This is a genomic window from Avibacterium avium (assembly GCF_900454535.1).
Taxonomy (GTDB): domain Bacteria; phylum Pseudomonadota; class Gammaproteobacteria; order Enterobacterales; family Pasteurellaceae; genus Avibacterium; species Avibacterium avium.
Genome location: NZ_UGSP01000001.1, coordinates 299,639 through 317,252, shown reverse-complemented (window position 1 = coordinate 317,252; position 17,614 = coordinate 299,639). Strand labels below are relative to the sequence as shown.

The 17,614-nt window shown below is 38.6% G+C and carries 14 protein-coding genes and 1 pseudogene; 11 read left to right on the top strand and 4 right to left on the bottom strand.

Features of this window, described 5'->3' with window-relative positions:
* Nucleotides 1-72: 72 nt before the first annotated feature.
* Together gpt and DYC50_RS01565 are read left to right on the top strand one after the other, a co-directional pair.
* Complete coding sequence (gene gpt, locus DYC50_RS01570) at nt 73-537, top strand: xanthine phosphoribosyltransferase (protein WP_115248727.1); 465 nt, start codon at nt 73-75, stop codon at nt 535-537.
* Nucleotides 538-585: 48 nt separating this feature from the next.
* On the top strand, nt 586-1,410 hold the full coding sequence (locus DYC50_RS01565) for an alpha/beta hydrolase (protein ID WP_115248726.1): 825 nt from the start codon (nt 586-588) through the stop codon (nt 1,408-1,410).
* 68 nt (nt 1,411-1,478) lie between these two features.
* Here the strand turns inward: DYC50_RS01565 and proS are convergent, their stop codons facing one another.
* The 4 genes and pseudogenes from proS to recA form a co-directional block, all read right to left on the bottom strand.
* A complete protein-coding gene (gene proS / locus DYC50_RS01560) occupies nt 1,479-3,194 on the bottom strand; it encodes a proline--tRNA ligase (RefSeq protein ID WP_115248725.1) in 1,716 nt (571 codons plus the stop codon).
* A 152-nt stretch (nt 3,195-3,346) separates the two neighbouring features.
* Nucleotides 3,347-3,804 (bottom strand): annotated as a pseudogene (recX, locus tag DYC50_RS01555) (recombination regulator RecX).
* Nucleotides 3,805-3,890: 86 nt separating this feature from the next.
* Nucleotides 3,891-5,218 (bottom strand): IS3 family transposase gene (locus DYC50_RS01550; RefSeq protein ID WP_115248724.1). Its coding sequence is split into 2 segments (ribosomal slippage): nt 3,891-4,768 and nt 4,768-5,218, totalling 1,329 coding nucleotides; the frame shifts between segments, so codons are not numbered across the junction.
* 95 nt (nt 5,219-5,313) lie between these two features.
* Nucleotides 5,314-6,381 carry a recombinase RecA gene (gene recA / locus DYC50_RS01545; RefSeq protein ID WP_115250135.1) on the bottom strand — a complete coding sequence of 356 codons (1,068 nt, stop codon included), beginning with the start codon at nt 6,379-6,381 and terminating at the stop codon, nt 5,314-5,316.
* Between the two features lie 354 nt (nt 6,382-6,735).
* On the opposite strand from recA, the gene DYC50_RS01540 reads away from it, so the two are divergent.
* The 9 genes from DYC50_RS01540 to DYC50_RS01500 all read left to right on the top strand — a co-directional run bounded on the left by DYC50_RS01540 (nt 6,736) and on the right by DYC50_RS01500 (nt 17,607).
* Entirely contained in the window at nt 6,736-7,647 is a 912-nt protein-coding gene (locus DYC50_RS01540; protein WP_115248723.1) for a LysR substrate-binding domain-containing protein, read from the top strand.
* 19 nt (nt 7,648-7,666) lie between these two features.
* Nucleotides 7,667-8,254 (top strand): ankyrin repeat domain-containing protein, encoded by a 588-nt coding sequence (locus tag DYC50_RS01535; protein ID WP_115248722.1) that lies wholly within the window; start codon nt 7,667-7,669, stop codon nt 8,252-8,254.
* A gap of 14 nt (nt 8,255-8,268) precedes the next feature.
* Nucleotides 8,269-9,816: an acyl-CoA synthetase FdrA gene (gene fdrA, locus DYC50_RS01530; RefSeq protein ID WP_115248721.1), complete on the top strand. Its 1,548-nt coding sequence runs from the start codon at nt 8,269-8,271 to the stop codon at nt 9,814-9,816.
* A gap of 2 nt (nt 9,817-9,818) precedes the next feature.
* Nucleotides 9,819-11,237 (top strand): YlbE family protein, encoded by a 1,419-nt coding sequence (locus tag DYC50_RS01525; RefSeq protein WP_103854333.1) that lies wholly within the window; start codon nt 9,819-9,821, stop codon nt 11,235-11,237.
* Nucleotides 11,238-11,249: 12 nt separating this feature from the next.
* The gene (locus DYC50_RS01520; protein ID WP_115248720.1) at nt 11,250-12,770 is read left to right on the top strand and encodes a xanthine permease; all 1,521 of its coding nucleotides are present in this window, start codon (nt 11,250-11,252) and stop codon (nt 12,768-12,770) included.
* A gap of 105 nt (nt 12,771-12,875) precedes the next feature.
* Complete coding sequence (locus DYC50_RS01515; RefSeq protein WP_035687890.1) at nt 12,876-13,778, top strand: LysR substrate-binding domain-containing protein; 903 nt, start codon at nt 12,876-12,878, stop codon at nt 13,776-13,778.
* A 223-nt stretch (nt 13,779-14,001) separates the two neighbouring features.
* A complete protein-coding gene (locus DYC50_RS01510; protein ID WP_039096643.1) occupies nt 14,002-14,667 on the top strand; it encodes a cysteine hydrolase family protein in 666 nt (221 codons plus the stop codon).
* Between the two features lie 8 nt (nt 14,668-14,675).
* Nucleotides 14,676-16,196 (top strand): acyl-CoA synthetase FdrA, encoded by a 1,521-nt coding sequence (gene fdrA / locus DYC50_RS01505; protein ID WP_115248719.1) that lies wholly within the window; start codon nt 14,676-14,678, stop codon nt 16,194-16,196.
* The gene (locus tag DYC50_RS01500) at nt 16,189-17,607 is read left to right on the top strand and encodes a YlbE family protein (protein WP_115248718.1); all 1,419 of its coding nucleotides are present in this window, start codon (nt 16,189-16,191) and stop codon (nt 17,605-17,607) included. The genes fdrA (DYC50_RS01505) and DYC50_RS01500 overlap by 8 nt, the downstream gene beginning before the upstream one ends.
* The last annotated feature ends 7 nt before the right edge of the window (nt 17,608-17,614 follow it).

Genomic DNA, 17,614 nt, shown 5'->3' with positions numbered 1-17,614 from the left:
TGGTTTCAAGTTATCCTAACGCAATTTTATTTATTGGGCGGTTTCCGCTCCTTTCTTAAGTTAAGGTGAGTTATGAGTGAAAAATATGTTGTGACTTGGGATATGTTCCATATGCACGCACGCAAATTATCTGAACGTTTATTGCCAGCATCACAATGGAAAGGCATTATTGCGGTGAGCCGTGGGGGATTGTTTCCTGCTGCGGTATTGGCGCGTGAATTGAGCATTCGCCACGTTGAAACTGTGTGTATCGCAAGCTACGATCATAATCAGCAAGGCGAATTAAATGTTTTACACGCTGCGCAAGTGCCTAACGGCGGCGAAGGCTTTATCGTGGTCGATGATTTAGTGGATACTGGCAACACAGCGCGTGCCATTCGTGAACTTTATCCAAATGCCCGTTTTGTAACGGTTTTTGCAAAACCGGCAGGGGCGGATTTAGTGGACGATTATGTGATCGATATTCCACAAAACACTTGGATTGAACAGCCTTGGGATATGGGCATCACTTTCGTTCCACCATTGGCGAGAAAATAATTTGTGATAAACGCTGGGCTTGCCAGCGTTTTTTATAGAAGTTAAAAGATGAGTGCGTTTAATCATTATCTGGAAATGCAAGAGCATTTTCTTTATGTGCCTTATTATCAGCACCACCGCCGCGTGCGGGTGTTGCTGCCAAAGGATTATCACAATGAGCCTTGGCAACATTATCCCGTGCTTTATATGCACGACGGGCAAAATGTGTTTTATAGCAAAGAATCCTATTCGGGCCATTCGTGGAAAATTATCCCTACCATTAAGCATTATCAACATTTGCCGAAACTCATTATTGTCGGTATTGATAATGCAGGGGCAGAACGGCTGAACGAATATGCCCCTTGGCGGACGGATGTGGGCAATAACGATGACGTGCGCAATGTGGGCGGACGTGGTGCGGAATATGCGCAATGGGTGGTTAATGAGGTTAAAACATTTATCGATAAAACCTACCGCACTTTGCCAAATGCAGAAACCACCTTGCTTGCTGGTAGCTCAATGGGTGGTATTATCACCGCTTATATGGGCGCGGCGTATCCGCACATTTTTGGCCATTTGGGCGTGTTTTCCCTTGCATCTTGGTTTAGTGAGCCTGCGTTTATGCACTTTATTCATCATCACCCTTTACAGCCACAAAGCCGCGTGTTTATCCAAGTTGGCACAAATGAAGGCGATGAAATGGATTCACAATTTATTTCTAATATGAACCAAGCTTACATTGATTGCACCCTGCGTTATTATCAGGCTTTGCTACGCACAGGGCATCCGCTAGACCATATCCGCTTACGCATTATGGCGAACGAAATCCACCACGAAATGCACTGGGCAGATCATTTTGTCGAGTTTTTGCATTTTGCGTTATTGAATCGATAAGAACTAAATGATGAAGAATTAAAAAATCCCCTGAATTTTTGTTCAGGGGATTTTCTTATACTCGTTAATTAAAGTTTAATTTGTTGCTTCACAAATTCTACTAACTGATCTTTGTTGATCATCTGTTTTTCACCTGTTCGGCGATTTTTATATTCAATTTCGCCATTTTGTAGGTTTTTCTCACCGATAACTAACATATGCGGCACGCCAATGAGTTCCATATCCGCAAACATTACCCCTGGGCGCTCTTTACGATCATCAAAAATCACTTCAATCCCTTCAGCGCTTAAAGTGCGGTATAAATTTTCGGAAAATTCTTGCACGCTTTCAGATTTGTGCATATTCATCGGCACGATTGCTACGGTAAATGGCGCAATCGCATCCGTTGGCCAGATAATCCCGCGTTCATCGTGGCTTTGTTCAATCGCTGCGGCAACCACACGGCTCACACCAATACCGTAACAACCCATAATCATTGTTTGTGGGCGGCCATCTTCGCCTTGTACGGTGGCTTTCATTGCTTCAGAATATTTTGTGCCAAGTTGGAAAATATGTCCTACTTCAATACCACGTTTGATTAACAATGAACCTTTGCCGTCAGGGCTTAGATCACCTTCTACCACATTGCGCAAATCCGCCACTTCTGGCATTGGCACATCACGTTCCCAGTTGATATTGAAATAATGTTTACCATCAATGTTTGCGCCCGCTGAAAAATCGCTCATTAATGCTACGCTACGATCAATAATGGCTGGGATCGGCAAATTAACAGGGCCAAGAGAGCCAACGCCTGCACCGATTTTTGCTTTAATTTCCGCTTCATCGGCAAATTCAAGCGGTTCTGCCACTTGCGCTAATTTTTGCGCTTTGATTTCATTCAAATTATGATCACCACGAATGATTAACGCAACTAATGGTTGTTCTTTATTTGCGCCTTTTACAATCAAGGTTTTCACGGTTTTTTCTACTGGTACATTGAATTGTTCCACCAATTCGTTAATGGTTTTGGCATTTGGCGTATCCACTAATTCCATTGACTGCGTTGGTGCGCCACGTTCGCCTTGTGCCACCGCTTCAGCAAGTTCAATATTCGCCGCAAAATCAGACTCTGTGGAAAACACAATATCATCTTCGCCACTTTGTGCTAACACTTGGAATTCGTGTGATGCGCTGCCGCCGATAGAACCAGTATCCGCCTGAACAGCACGGAAATCTAAGCCTAGACGGGTGAAAATATTGCTGTAAGTTTGGTACATTATGTCATAGGTTTCTTGCAAGCTTTCTTTTGTGATGTGGAAAGAATAGGCATCTTTCATTAAAAATTCACGACCACGCATTACCCCAAACCGTGGGCGCACTTCATCACGGAATTTGGTTTGAATTTGGTATAAATTCAGTGGAAGTTGCTTATAAGAACTCACTTCACGGCGGACTAAATCGGTGATCACTTCTTCGTGTGTTGGACCAAGCACAAAATCACGTTGTCCACGATCTTGGAAGCGTAATAATTCTGGGCCATATTGCTCCCAGCGTTGCGATTCTTGCCATAATTCAGCTGGTTGAACAACGGGCATTTCCACTTCGATCGCACCGCTTTTATTCATTTCTTCACGCACAATATTTTCTACTTTTTTAAGTACGCGTAACCCAGTTGGCAACCAGTTATAAAGTCCTGACGCTAAAGGACGCACCATTCCAGCACGCAACATTAATTGATGGCTCACCACCTGTGCATCATTCGGGGTTTCTTTTAAAGTAGCAAATAAATATCGACTCGCTCGCATTGTTGTTTCCTATATTAATTATTTAAGACAAAAATTGGCATTAGTTTATCATTGAGTAGGGTTCACTCAAAGAAGAAAGGGCTATTTGTGCCAATATTTTGTGGAAAGCCTTGGAAAGCATAAATAAAGAAAGGGGCAATGAATGTTGTGTCTTAGTAAAACTCGTTTTCGCCCGAACCGACTAAATCGGCAAACTCTTCACTTTGAAAGCCGTGTGAAAGCATATAGCGCCAGATTTTTTGTTTCATTTTGAAATCTTGCTCTTGCGCATAATGGGGGAATTTTTTGCGTAACACGGAATGCGCAATCTCAAACCAATCAATGTCCATTTCTGCTAATACGTCTTCTACGATCTCTGAAGAAATACCTTTGAGTTGAAAAAGCTCTTGTTTAATTCGATTCAGTCCATAGCCTTTTTGTGATCGGTAATGTAAATAGTTTTCCGTAAAACGGCGATCACTTTGCCAATTTTTTCCTGACAAATCGCTAAAGCCTGTTCAATTTCAGCTTCTGTGAAGGCTTTTTCTTGCATTTTGCAACGCAATTCATATTCACTATATTCGCGGCGAGAGAGCAAATTCACCACATAATTTAATGCCAATGATGCCATTTTTTCTCATTGATTCCTAAATTGCTGTTAGAAAAAGTGCGGTCAAAAAATTGATCTGCCCCCAAAAAGTTAGACTATATTCTAATTTAATTCAAGGACTGAGTTCTGTATTCCACAGGGCTTAGTCCTTTGAGCTTCACTTGAATACGCTCATTATTGTAGTAATGAATGTACTCGTGAATCACTTTTTCAAGCTGTTCAAAGGTTTCAAACCGCTTGCCAAAGTAACATTCCGTCTTCAATCGCCCGAAAAAGCTTTCCATCGCACCATTATCAAGGCAATTGCCTTTTCTCGACATACTTTGCGTAATACCGTGTTTTTTCAATATCTCCCGATAACCCATCATTTGATACTGCCACCCTTGGTCGGAATGCAGTATCGGTTTTTCCCCCGCTAATCGGTTCACCGCCTGGGTCAACATTCTGGTTATCTGCTCAAAACTCGGACTTCTCGCCACATCATAAGCAATAATTTCGTTATTAAACAAGTCTTTAATCGGCGATAAATACACTTTGCCTTCCGCACATTTGAACTCGGTGATATCCGTTACCCACTTCTCATTCGGCATCGTTGCCGTAAAATCCCGTTGCAACAGATTATCGGCAATGTGTCCCACTTTGCCTTGGTAAGAACGATATTTTTTCTGCTTACTTTTTCCTTTTAACCCCAAACGTTGCATTATCGCTAGCACCCTTTTGTGGTTGATAATCAAGTATTTCCTTAATTCCAAGGTAATTCGACGATAACCATAATTTTCGTCATTTTTGCGATAAATTTCCTCTATTTTCTGTGAAATCGCTACATTTTTATCCGACTTTGGCTTGAGATGATAAAAGAACGAACTGCGTGCCAATCCGATTAGCCTGAGTAACAATTCCAACGGGAAACGCGAGCGTAAGGCATTTACGATGACGGCTTTTTCTGCATTTTTTGTTGGTTGAGTTCCTGCAACTTTTTTAGCATTGCATTCTCCGCTTCTAATTCCAAAATTCGGTAACGCAAGCGTTCTTCTTCTGTTTTGGGCGTTGGTGGCATTTTAGGTGAGTTGAGTTTCATACTTGGACGACCTTTAGGTTTGAGTAATAACCCATCTATACCTTGTTTTTCAAAGCGTTGCAACCATTGGCTAATTATCCCTGAACTGGGGATATCAAAGCGAAAGCAGGCGGCTTCAGCGGAGCACTGGCCTTTTTTGATAGCTTGAATAACCTTTAATTTAAACTCAACAGAATAATATCGTTTTTTACCTAACACAGCTAATCCATTGATTCCATTATGATTAAATTTCGCAATCCAACGTGTTAACGTTCTTTGAGGAAGCTGAAAATACTGGCGAGTAAGCGAACGGTTTTTTCCATTTTGATGATAAAAGTCGAGCACTTGTTGTTTGAAATGTTGAGTATATTTAGTCATAAAAAATCTGCACCTTAATCAGTTGGTTGTTTAGTCCAACTTTTGGGGTGCAGATCAAATTACCGCACTTTTTATAGATGATTTAATCAAAGGGATTAAAATTCAGAATCCATTTCTGCGATCTCTTCATTTTGATCCGCTTCAATATCGGCAATGAGAGATTTGTCTGGATTTGCTAAAAGCTCTTCGCGTAATTTATTTTCTAATTCTTCGGCTTGTTCAGGGTGTTCAGCTAACCATTTCATTGCATTGGCTTTGCCTTGACCTATTTTTTCACCGTTATAAGAGAACCACGCACCAGATTTATCAACTAATTTATGTTTTACACCCAATTCAATTAATTCGCCGTTGCGTGAAATGCCTTCACCGTAAAGAATTTGGAAATCAACTTGACGGAATGGCGGGGCAACTTTGTTTTTCACCACTTTCATACGGGTTTCATTGCCGATAATTTCATCACCATTTTTCACTGCACCAACACGGCGAATATCTAAGCGCACAGAAGAATAGAATTTCAATGCGTTACCACCTGTTGTGGTTTCTGGGTTACCAAACATTACACCAATTTTCATACGAATTTGGTTGATGAAAATCACTAAGCAGTTTGAGTTTTTGATTTGTCCGGTAAGCTTACGCAAGGCTTGAGACATTAAACGCGCTTGTAAACCAACGTGCGCATCACCCATATCTCCTTCAATTTCTGCTTTTGGCGTAAGGGCGGCTACGGAGTCCACAATCACCACATCAATCGCGCCAGAACGAACTAAGGCATCACAAATTTCTAATGCTTCTTCACCGTTGTCAGGCTGAGAAACAAGCAATTCTTTGACATCAACGCCAAGTTTTGCCGCATAAATTGGATCTAAAGCGTGTTCCGCATCAATAAAGGCACAGGTTTTGCCTAATTTTTGTGCTTGCGCAATAACTGAAAGGGTTAATGTAGTTTTTCCTGAAGATTCTGGGCCATAAATTTCTACAATACGCCCCATTGGTAAGCCGCCGATACCTAAGGCAATGTCTAATCCCAGTGAACCTGTGGAAATAGATTCAATATCCAAATCTTGGGTTTCCCCTAATTTCATAATTGAACCTTTACCAAATTGTTTTTCAATTTGACCTAACGCCGCAGCAAGGGCTTTTTGTTTTTCTTCTTGGGTAGTAATTTGTGGTTTCTCGCTTTTTTTGGCTTTCTCTTCTTTTGCCATTTTGTTTGATCCTATAAAAAATGGGAAAGCCCCGTTTGTTTGATGATTTAATTGCTTTGCATAATATAAGCTGTATTGATATACAGTATTAAGTGAAATTTTTATCTTTTTTAAATTTTTATAATTTGATTACTCTTATTTACTTCTTTTAGTCCCTATTTTTTGTTCATTACACAGTATCCTACAACAAATTTCTTGCAAATCTCATTCAATTCTTTTTGCTTTACCTCTCTTTTATTTTTGCTATGATTTTTTTGTCTTTAGAAATGAACTATTTTCTAAATTTTGCATAGATATTTAAGGAGAATATTTATGGCGATAGGATTATCATCTGATACGATTCGGATCTTACAAGTTATTGCTAAAACAGGGAGTTTTAGTGAAGCTGCCAAAGTGTTACATCGCGTTCCATCAGCAATTGGATATACAGCAAAGAAGATGGAAGATGATCTTGGCATTAAGTTATTCTCTCGAACTAATGGACATATTCAACTTACCCCAGCAGCAAGATATATTTTAGAAAAGGGAGACTGGATTTTACAAGGATTAAATGAATTACAATGTAACGCCACACAAATTGATAATGGCATAGAAAAACAGTTTACAATCGCCCTCAATTACATTGTTAATCCAGATCCAATTCCTAAACTTCTTTCCTCGCTTTCAGAAAAATTTCCAGCCACAGAATTTTCTATCCGTACCGAAGTTTATAACGGTGCTTGGGAGGCATTATATGAAAATAGAGCAAATATTGTGATTGGTGCTCCGCAGAATCCCCCATTTAATCAAGGAAATATCAGTACAGAATATTTAGGAGATATTGAATGGATATTCTTAGTCTCTCCTTGTCATCCTTTGGCAAAAGAAAACTCTATTTTACAAGCTTCTCAACTACGTCACTACCCAGCTATCGTTGTTCACGACTCATCTATAGCGTTACAACAAAAGAAAACTTGGGCATTGAAAGGGCAAAAAGTTTTTTATGTGGCTGATTTAGAAATGGTACTTTCAATGATTGCTGAAGGGGTTGGTATAGGCTTTTTACCAGCACGAATAGCAATCCCTGCTTTAACCTCAGGCAAAGTGATAACAAAAGTCATTGCTGAGCATAAACAACCTGTGAGGGTTTACTACGCTTGGCAAAATCAACAACAAAGCCAAATTCTGAACTATCTATTAACCATACTCTGTACGGATGAATATCGTTCACAATGGTTAAATTAACTACAAATAAGGAGAAAAAATGAACGTTAAACTATTTACTGCCGCTGCCGAAGGCAATATTGAACAGCTTCGTTTACTACTTGAAAATGGTGCTGATATCAATGCAAGAGATAAAGGAAAACGAACCCCTATACTTATCGCAGCACAAAACAAGCAATATGATGCTGTGCGTTGGTTAGCGTCGAATGGAGCGGATATTAACACTCAAGATAACAAGTGTTTTAACCCTTTTATTCAGGGATGTATTCATAATGACTTAACGCTTGTCAAGCTTATGGTAGAACTAGGCTGTGATTTAACTTGTCTTACGCGATTCGGGGGAAATGGTTTAACCCCAGCGGCCGAAAAAGGACACGAAGAGATTGTACGTTTTCTGTTAGAAAATACGGATATTAATGTCAATCTGACAAATACTGTAGGTTGGACTGCTTTGATAGAAGCTATTATTTTGAATGATGGCGGTAAAAAAATGCAACGGATTGTTCGTTTATTATTAGACCATGATGCTGATCCAACTATGACTGATGAATGGGGGGTATCTCCTTTAGAACTCGCTTATCGTAAAGGCTATCACGAAATTGCGAAAATTATCGAAGAATATTTATAAATAAGGAGACTGCTATGTTACTACTTAATCAGTTAAAGCCAAATACATACTTTGATTCCGTTACATTAATGGCAATTTCTACAAAAGTTAATCAATTAGAAGGGGTTATTCAAGCTCAAATTGCAATGGGCACACCAATGAATAAAGCAGTTTTAAAAGAAGCACATTTATTTGATAGTCAGTTAGAAAAAGCTGGGCCTTCAGACTTAATGATTGCATTATCTTTGGAAAAGGGGGCTAGCGAACAGAAAATACTATCAGAAGTTGAAAAATTATTAATTAGAAAGCCTTTTGATGATACACAGGTAGAAAATGATATTTTTCATAGTATTAATTCGGTTAATGAAAAACACCCAGAAACAAATTTAGCCATTATTTCTGTAAATGGTCTTTATGCTGCAAGAGAAGCTGAAAAAGCTTTAAATCTAAATAAAAATGTTATGTTATTTTCTGATAATGTTTCTATAGAGCAAGAATTGAAATTAAAGCAATTAGCTCATCAAAAAGGTTTATTAATGATGGGGCCAGATTGTGGTACAGCCATAATTAATGGCGTTGCTTTAGGCTTTGCGAATAAAGTTCGAGGTGGCAATATTGGTATTGTCGCAGCTTCAGGGACTGGAGCTCAAGAAATTTCAGTAAGAATACACGAATTTGGAGGTGGCATTTCCCAATTAATTGGAACAGGAGGAAGAGATCTTAGCGAAGATATTGGGGGCATTATGATGTTAGATGGATTACAAATGCTTGCTGAAGATCCCAATACAGACATTATTATTATCGTATCAAAACCGCCAGCACCTACAATCGCGAGAAAAATCTTATCCACTTGTGAACATATTAATAAACCTATTTTTATTTGGTTTTTAGGCTATAAAGAGGAAACTAAAGCTGCACCGCATATTCATATTTATTCTCATAGCAAACCAGCTGCAATGGCGGCGGTCATTGCCTCTGGTATTCCAGAAGAAAGTATCGATAAACACGCATTAAATTTACCTTTAATTAAAGAGGTACAAAAAAAACTTAACCCACAGCAACGCTACATTCGAGGTTTATTTTGTGGTGGAACCTTATGTGATGAAGCCCTATTTTCTGCTTTAGAAAAGTATCCTAACGTTTACTCGAATATTCAAACAAACCCAGCTTATAAATTACAAGCCAGCGATAAATCAATCGAACACACATTTATTGACTTTGGCGATGATTCTTTTACCAATGGTAAAGCACATCCAATGATTGATCCAAGCTATCGCATAGAACGAATTTTACAAGAGGGACGTGATCCAGAGGTTGGTGTTTTATTGCTTGATTTTGTTCTAGGCTTTGGTGCAAATCCTGATCCTATAGCAGAAACATTGCCTGCACTTCTACAAGTAAAAAGAGAAGCACAACAATCAGGACGGCATTTGGAAATCTTAGCTTATGTATTAGGAACTGAATTAGATCAGCCTTCTGTACAGAACCAGGTTGCACAACTTGAAGCGGCTGGCATTACTATCGCCTCTAGCTCAACTAACGCTGGTTTGTTAGCTAGGGAATTTGTAGCAAAAGGAGAATAATAATGAGTAACTTATTTAATCAACCATTAAATATTATCAATATAGGATTAGCACGTTTTGCTGAAGATTTAATAAAGCAATCAGCTAAGGTATATCAACTAGACTGGCAACCAGCAGGTGGGGGAAACTTACCATTAATTGAAACATTAACCTATTTAGAACAAACAGAAATTGCACAAAAAATAGATCTTGCAAATCAAGAAGCTTTTCAACGCATAACACAAGCAAGTCCCGTTTTAATTGGCTATGGAAAAGCCAAAGAGGTAATTCCTGGAATGCAAGACAAAATGCTTTTGCACGCAGGTCCTCCTATTAACTGGGAAAAAATGAATGGTCCTATGCGTGGTGCAATTACAGGTGCGATAGTCTTTGAAGGATGGGCTAAAAATCTTACTCAAGCTGAAGAGCTTGCTGCAAGTGGTGAAATAAAATTCTCACCTTGCCACGAACATCAAGCTGTTGGTTCAATGACAGGCGTAACTAGCCCATCAATGTATGTACATATTGTTGAAAATAAAACTCATGGTAATTTCGCATTTACTAATTTATCAGAGCAACTAGCGAAAATCTTAAGAATGGGGGCGAATGATCAAAGTGTTATTGATCGCTTAAACTGGATGCGAGATATTCTTGGTCCGATGTTGGCAGAGGCGATGACATTTTGTGATGATGGGATTGATTTACGACTTATGCTTTCTCAGGCTTTGCATATGGGAGATGAATGTCATAACCGTAATATCGCTGGTACAGTGCTATTAAATCAAAAACTCACCCCCTATATTTTAGAAACTCATTTTAGTAACAAAGATAAAAAAGACGTTTTTAATTTTATCGCGTCATCAGACTATTTTTCAGGCCCAACTTGGATGGTGTGTTGTAAAGCGGCATTAGATGCAGCTCAAGGCATTCCTTATTCAACAGTCCTGACAACAATGGCAAGAAATGGCACGGAATTTGGTATTCGTGTTGCTGGATTGCAAAATCAATGGTTTACAGGGCCAGCTCAACAAGTTATAGGCCCAATGTTTGCGGGGTACAAACCCGAAGATTCAGGTTTAGATGTTGGTGACTCTGCAATTACAGAAACCTATGGAATAGGTGGCTTTGCTATGGCTGCGGCTCCTGCGATTGTATCTTTAGTAGGTGGAACGGTTAAAGATGCTATACGTTATAGTAAAACAATGAATCAGATTACGGTTGGAAACAATCCAAATATTACTATCCCTTCACTCAATTTTATGGGAATACCTACAGGGATTGATATTAGAAAAGTGGTGGAAAATAACCTATTACCCGTCATTAATACGGCAATAGCCCATAAAGATGCTGGTATCGGAATGATTGGAGCTGGAATTGTTCATCCGCCAATGGAGGCATTTCAAAAAGCCTTATTTGCCTTTGGTCAAACTTACGCAAAATAAAGGAGAGACGATATGAAAACGCAATTTTGGAAAAAAGGAGATTGGGCTGCCTTTTTTGGCTTATTTAGTAATAATCTTACCAATCTTCTTACGATGATTGCTTTACTTACTTTAGTTGTAGGTATTCCTTCAGAAATTGTTTTCGGCCGCGTTGTTCCTGCATTTGGTTTAGCTGTTCTTTGTGCTAGTATTTGTTATGTTATTTTTGCAAAAATATTAGCAAAACAGAGCAATCGGTCTGATGTTGTTGCCTTACCTTCGGGACCTAGTGCCCCCTCTATATTTACTGTCACTTTCTTAGTCCTTTTACCTGTTTATCAACAAACTCAAGACTATGAACTAGCATTAAAAATTGGTTTAGTGTGGGGATTTGTCGAAGGATTTATTCTCTTTGTTGGATCATTTATGGGAGACTGGTTAAGAAAAGCCGTTCCAAGAACTGTCTTACTTTCTTGTTTAGCTGGGTTAGGTTTATTGCTATTAGCAATGAATCCTATGCTGCAAGCATTTCATACACCTCTTGTCTCATTCGTTGTACTCGTTTTGATTTTTATCAATTGGTTTGGACGTTCACCCATCTTCAAACAAGTCCCAACAGGGTTACTCTTATTAATTGTTGGCACAACTTTAGCTTGGCTTTTTGGATTACAAGATCCAAGCAAAATTGGACAAGCCTTACACAGTGCGGGATTTAATCCACCAAAACTGCATCTATCTTCTTTTATTGAGGGATTAAGTATCGCCGCACCTTACCTAGCTTCGGCAGTTCCTTTAGCACTGGCAAATTATGTCTTCGACTTAGAGAATATCGAAAGTGCTCACGCTGCTGGTGACCCTTACCCAACTAGACGCGTAATGATTGCCAATGGTTGCTCAACAATGTTTGGCGCATTAATGGGAAATCCTTTCCCTGTTACCGTTTATGTTGGACATACAGCTTATAAAGAAATGGGGGCGGGTATTGGATATACTTTAGCAACAGGTATTGTTATGTTCCTCGTCTGTCTATTAGGATTAGGAGGTTTTTTACTCTCACTTATCCCGATGGCAGCGATCGCTCCTATTTTGATTTTTATTGGTATTGTTACAGCTAATCAAGTAGTAAGGGAAACTCCGAAATTAGAAGTACCCGTGATTTTTGTATGTCTTTTTCCTTGGATTGGTGCTTGGGCATTGACAACCGTTAATAATACACTCAAAAGTGTTGGTACCAATGCTAATCAATTAGGTTGGTCAATCTTAGAAAAGAGCGGTGTAGATTTTACAGGATTATTTTATTTAGGTAGTGGGGCCCCCCTGTCATCTTTACTTTGGGGTTGTATTGCTATTTTTGCGATAACTAATCAACCAACAAAAGGTGCAATTAGTGCTGGTTTAGCTGCTATATTGGCATTTTTTGGTATTATCCATCAGGCCCACCCAGTTATTGGTGGTGATTCTCCTACGATATTCCTAATTTCCTATATAATGATTGCAGGATTATTTATTCTAAAATATCTATTAGATAGAAGAGAACAACCCATAGCAAATTAATTACTTTAACGTGATCTAATTGGTGAAAGAATTAGATCACGTATTTCACCCCACCTCCTTTATTTTCAATGCTATACTAAAAAAGAATTAGAAAAGGAGAACAGTATGCCCCTATCCCCCGATGTTTTAAAACTCATTCATACTATTGCGGAAACAGGAAATTTCTCCATTGCAGCAGAAAAATTATACAAAGTGCCTTCCGCAATTAGTTACACCATTAAAAAAGTTGAAGACGAACTCGGCGTTATTCTTTTTGATCGTTCAGGAAGGCAAGTCAAGCTTACTGAAGCGGGGAAATATTTTATTTACCATAGCCAATGGTTACTACATTCTTATGAACATTTAATCACACAGACTAGAACCATTGAAAATGGCGTTGAACGGACGTTTACTATTGTGGTAAACAATATTATTAACTACGATGCTCTTGCAAAATTAACCGAAAAAATAACCGCACTTTTTCCAGCAACAGAACTTTCAATCCATACCGAAGTTTATAACGGGTGTTGGGAAGCCTTATATAAGAAAAAAGCCGATCTTGTTATTGGAGCACCACATACAGCCCCCAAAATCGAAAATATCGTTTATCATCCAATTGGAAAAATAGAATGGGATTTTGTAGTAGCTCCTCATCACCCTCTTGCCCCGTTCACAACGGTGCTGACTTCAGAACAATTACGTTTATATCCAGCTATCGTGGTAAAAGATACTGCTTTTAATATGAATAAGCAGGTTTCTTGGGCATTAGAAGGACAGAAAGTGATTTACGTTTCCGAACTTTCAACGGCAATTAACCTTATTATTGCGGGATTAGGAATAGGATACATCCCTCATCATCGAGTAAAACTATTACTTGATCAAGGAAAAGTATTAAAAAAACCAATTTCAGAACAAAAACAACCTACACAATTATTTTATGCTTGGAATAGTAGTGTACAAGGAAAAGTATTAACTTGGTGTCTAGATTATATTATGCAACCTCATATACAAAACATTTGGTGTCAGTAATTTTTTAATTAATAAATTTTGAATTTATTATTCAATTCTTTTGAATCATAAAAATATCTTGTGATTTCGTTCACAAAATATTTTTTTTACTGCCGTCATATCACGCTATTTTCAATAAATTTCCCTTTAATTCATCAATTTATTTTTCTATGATTAAGGAGGTTTTCTTTATATTATCCCTTCAAGAAAAATAAATTGTTATCAACAAAAGGAGATATTCATTATGTTAAAACAATTCCAAGCTGAACCTTTCCCACTATCCTTTAATCCTCAAACAACAGCATTATTAATGATCGATATGCAACGCGATTTTGTTGAGCCAGGTGGATTTGGAGAAGCCTTAGGTAATGATGTCAATCTCGTTCGTTCAGCAATTCAACCTTGTAAAAGGATGTTATCTGCCGCTCGTCAAGCTGGGATATTTATTCTCCACACTCGTGAAGGGCATCGTGCTGATTTAAGTGATTGTCCTCCAGCAAAATTAACACGGGGCGGGAAAACCTTTATTGGCGAATGTGGACCAAAAGGGCGTATTCTTATTCGTGGAGAAGAAGGACACGATATTATTCCTGAACTCTATCCTATTGCAGGAGAGCCGATCATAGATAAACCAGGGAAAGGTGCATTTTATCAAACAGATCTACACTTAATCTTACAAAATCGTGGAATTAAAACACTTATTGTCTGTGGAGTAACCACCGAAGTTTGCGTAAATACGACGGTTCGCGAAGCAAATGATCGCGGTTATGAATGTATTATTCCTGAAGATTGTGTTGGCTCATATTTCCCTGAGTTTCAAGAATATGCACTGAAAATGATCAAAGCACAAGGGGCTATTTTCGGTTGGGTTTCAACATCAACAGAGATTATCAACGCATTAATGTCATAGGTGAGAAGATGGCTATCCAATATTCAATATTACCGAATCTTTACCAAGATTCCGTTTCTTTAATGCAAATTTCTGCCAAACTTTTACAAATAGAAGGAATTACGCAAGCTTCAGTAGTAATGGGGACACCCGCAAATTTGGCCCGTTTATTAGAAGCTGAATTTCCACCAATTAATGCAAAGCCCAATGACTTGATCATCGCAGTGAAAGGAAGGAAAGAGGAATGTGAAAAAGCAATTAATTTTGCCAAACAATCATTTTTTTCTTGCTCAGAAAAAACAACAAATAGTGCAAAGACACAAATAGTAAGCCTGTCAAATGCGGTGGAAAAAAACACCGCACTTAATTTAGCACTTATTTCTGTACCCGGTGAATATGCTGCAGCTGAGGCGATTAAAGCCCTCAATACTGGATTAAACGTTATGCTTTTTAGCGATAATGTTTCTCTTCAAGAAGAAAAACAGATAAAAAGGCTTGCACAACAAAAAGACAGATTGGTTATGGGACCAGATTGTGGTACAGCAATAATCAATGGCATCCCGCTAGGTTTTGCCAATATTGTTCGTAAAGGTCATATTGGTATTGTTGCTGCCTCAGGCACTGGGCTACAAGAAGTCACCTGTGGTATTGATAAACTTGGCGAAGGAATATCTCAAGCAATAGGTACAGGAGGGCAAGATTTGCACCAAGAAATTGGTGGACTTTCGATGCAATATGCAATGAACTTATTAGCACGGGATAGCTATACAGAAGTCATAGTATTGATCTCTAAACCACCTGCATCAGATATTGCAAATGTAATAAAAAAACAAGCAGAACAGATAAACAAGCCTGTTGTGATACATTTCTTAGGACGAAGCCCTGATGCTAATAGTGGGAGTAATCTTTATTATGCTGAAACCCTAGCACATACAGCAGAAGTTGCGGTTGCTTTGTTAAGAAAACAACGTATTCCCTCTTATATCCCACCTAGTTTTCCAACGTATCAATATTCCTTAAAAAGAGAGCAAAAATATTTACGTGGTGTTTTCTCTGGCGGTACATTTTGTTTTGAAGCTCAACAAATTCTGCATAAAGCTGGGTTACCTTTGTATTCCAATATACCTATTGATGAAGCAACGATGTTGAAAGAGATAAATAGAAGTACACAACATACATTATTAGATCTTGGTGATGATTTCTTTACTCAAGGAAAACCTCATCCAATGATTGATCCAACGTTACGCAATCAACGCCTTTTACAAGAAGGTATGGATCCCGAAGTCGCGGTACTCCTTTTTGATCTCATTTTAGGCTATGGCTCAAATCTGAATCCAATGGAAACATTACTACCTATTCTTCAAAAAATTCGGCAACAGAACTCACCACCTTATCTCATTGCTCATATTTGTGGTACAGCTCAAGATGTCCAAGATAAATTCTTGATCCAAAAACAATTACAAGATATGGGCGTGCTTATTGCAAACAATAATGCAGAATCTGCTTATATGGCATTAGAAATCTTGCAAAGGAGAAATATCAATGAATAATCTTTTTCAGCAGCCTCTTTCAATCATTAATATTGGATTAGAAAACTTTGCACAAAATATTCAACAAGCTGGGGGAACAGTTCAGAACTTACATTGGCAACCTCCAGCTCAGGGAGATAAGCAAGCAGGATTAACTTTAGCAACGTTGATTAATTGCTCAGAAATCAATCAAGCCAATCAAATTGCACTCTCTCGTTATTTAGCTTCACAGCCTGTTTTAGTCGATATTTTACCAGCGGGAAAAGCAATTCCGCAGTTAATAGAGAAAAAGCGTATCCTCCATGCAGGTCCCCCTATACAATGGAATGCGATGTGTGGTCCAATGCAAGGTGCAATTATCGGAGCGATTTTATTTGAGGGATGGGCTAACACAAAAGAAGCTGCTAAATCACTGATTGAGCAAGGAGAAATTGTTTTTGAACCTTGCCATCACTATGACGCAGTTGCTCCAATGGCAGGAATTATTAGTCCTTCTATGCCTGTATGGGTTATCGAGGATATGGCACATAATCATCACCGCTGTTTTAGTAATTTTAATGAGGGATTGGGTAAAGTATTACGTTTTGGTGCTAATAATCCAGACGTGATAACACGATTAAACTGGATGAAAACGGAACTTGCCGAAACATTATCTGCCACACTTAAGTTAAGTGGTCCCATTGAGTTGAAACCTATAATGGCACAAGCTTTACATATGGGGGATGAAGTTCATAATCGTAATGCTGCAGCAACAGGATTATTTCTTAAAAAAATCCTACCGTTCTTACTTAAAATTAACCAACCTTTAGAACACATTGAACGTACTATCCAATTTATCACTAATAATGATCATTTTTTCCTCAACTTATCAATGGCAGCTTGTAAAACAATGTTGGTAGCAGCAGAAGGCATACCTCACAGCACAATGGTAACCGTAATGGCAAGAAATGGTGTTAATTTTGGTATCCAAATTTCGTCAATGAAGGGACAATGGTTTCAAGCTCCAGCAAATTCAGTCAATGGATTATTTTTCCCTAATTTTGATATAAACGATGCTGCCGCAGATCTTGGTGATAGTGCAATAACCGAAACTGCAGGCGTAGGAGGCTTTGCAATGGCATCCTCCCCAGCTATTGTCAAATTTGTAGGAGGAAGCACAAATGACGCACTTAATAATAGTGTGATGATGCAAAGCATTAGCTTAGGGCAAAATCCCGCATTTACCTTACCAACATTAAACTTCATACCAACCGCAGCAGGTATTGACATTCGAAAAGTGGTAGATACGGGAATTCTACCTATTATAAATACAGGCATTGCACACAAATTGGCAGGTATAGGGCAAATCGGTGCTGGAATTACAACTGCACCAATGCAATGTTTCACCCAAGCTTTAAATGCGTTTTATCAAAACTACTCTACTTATAGTTAATAAGGAG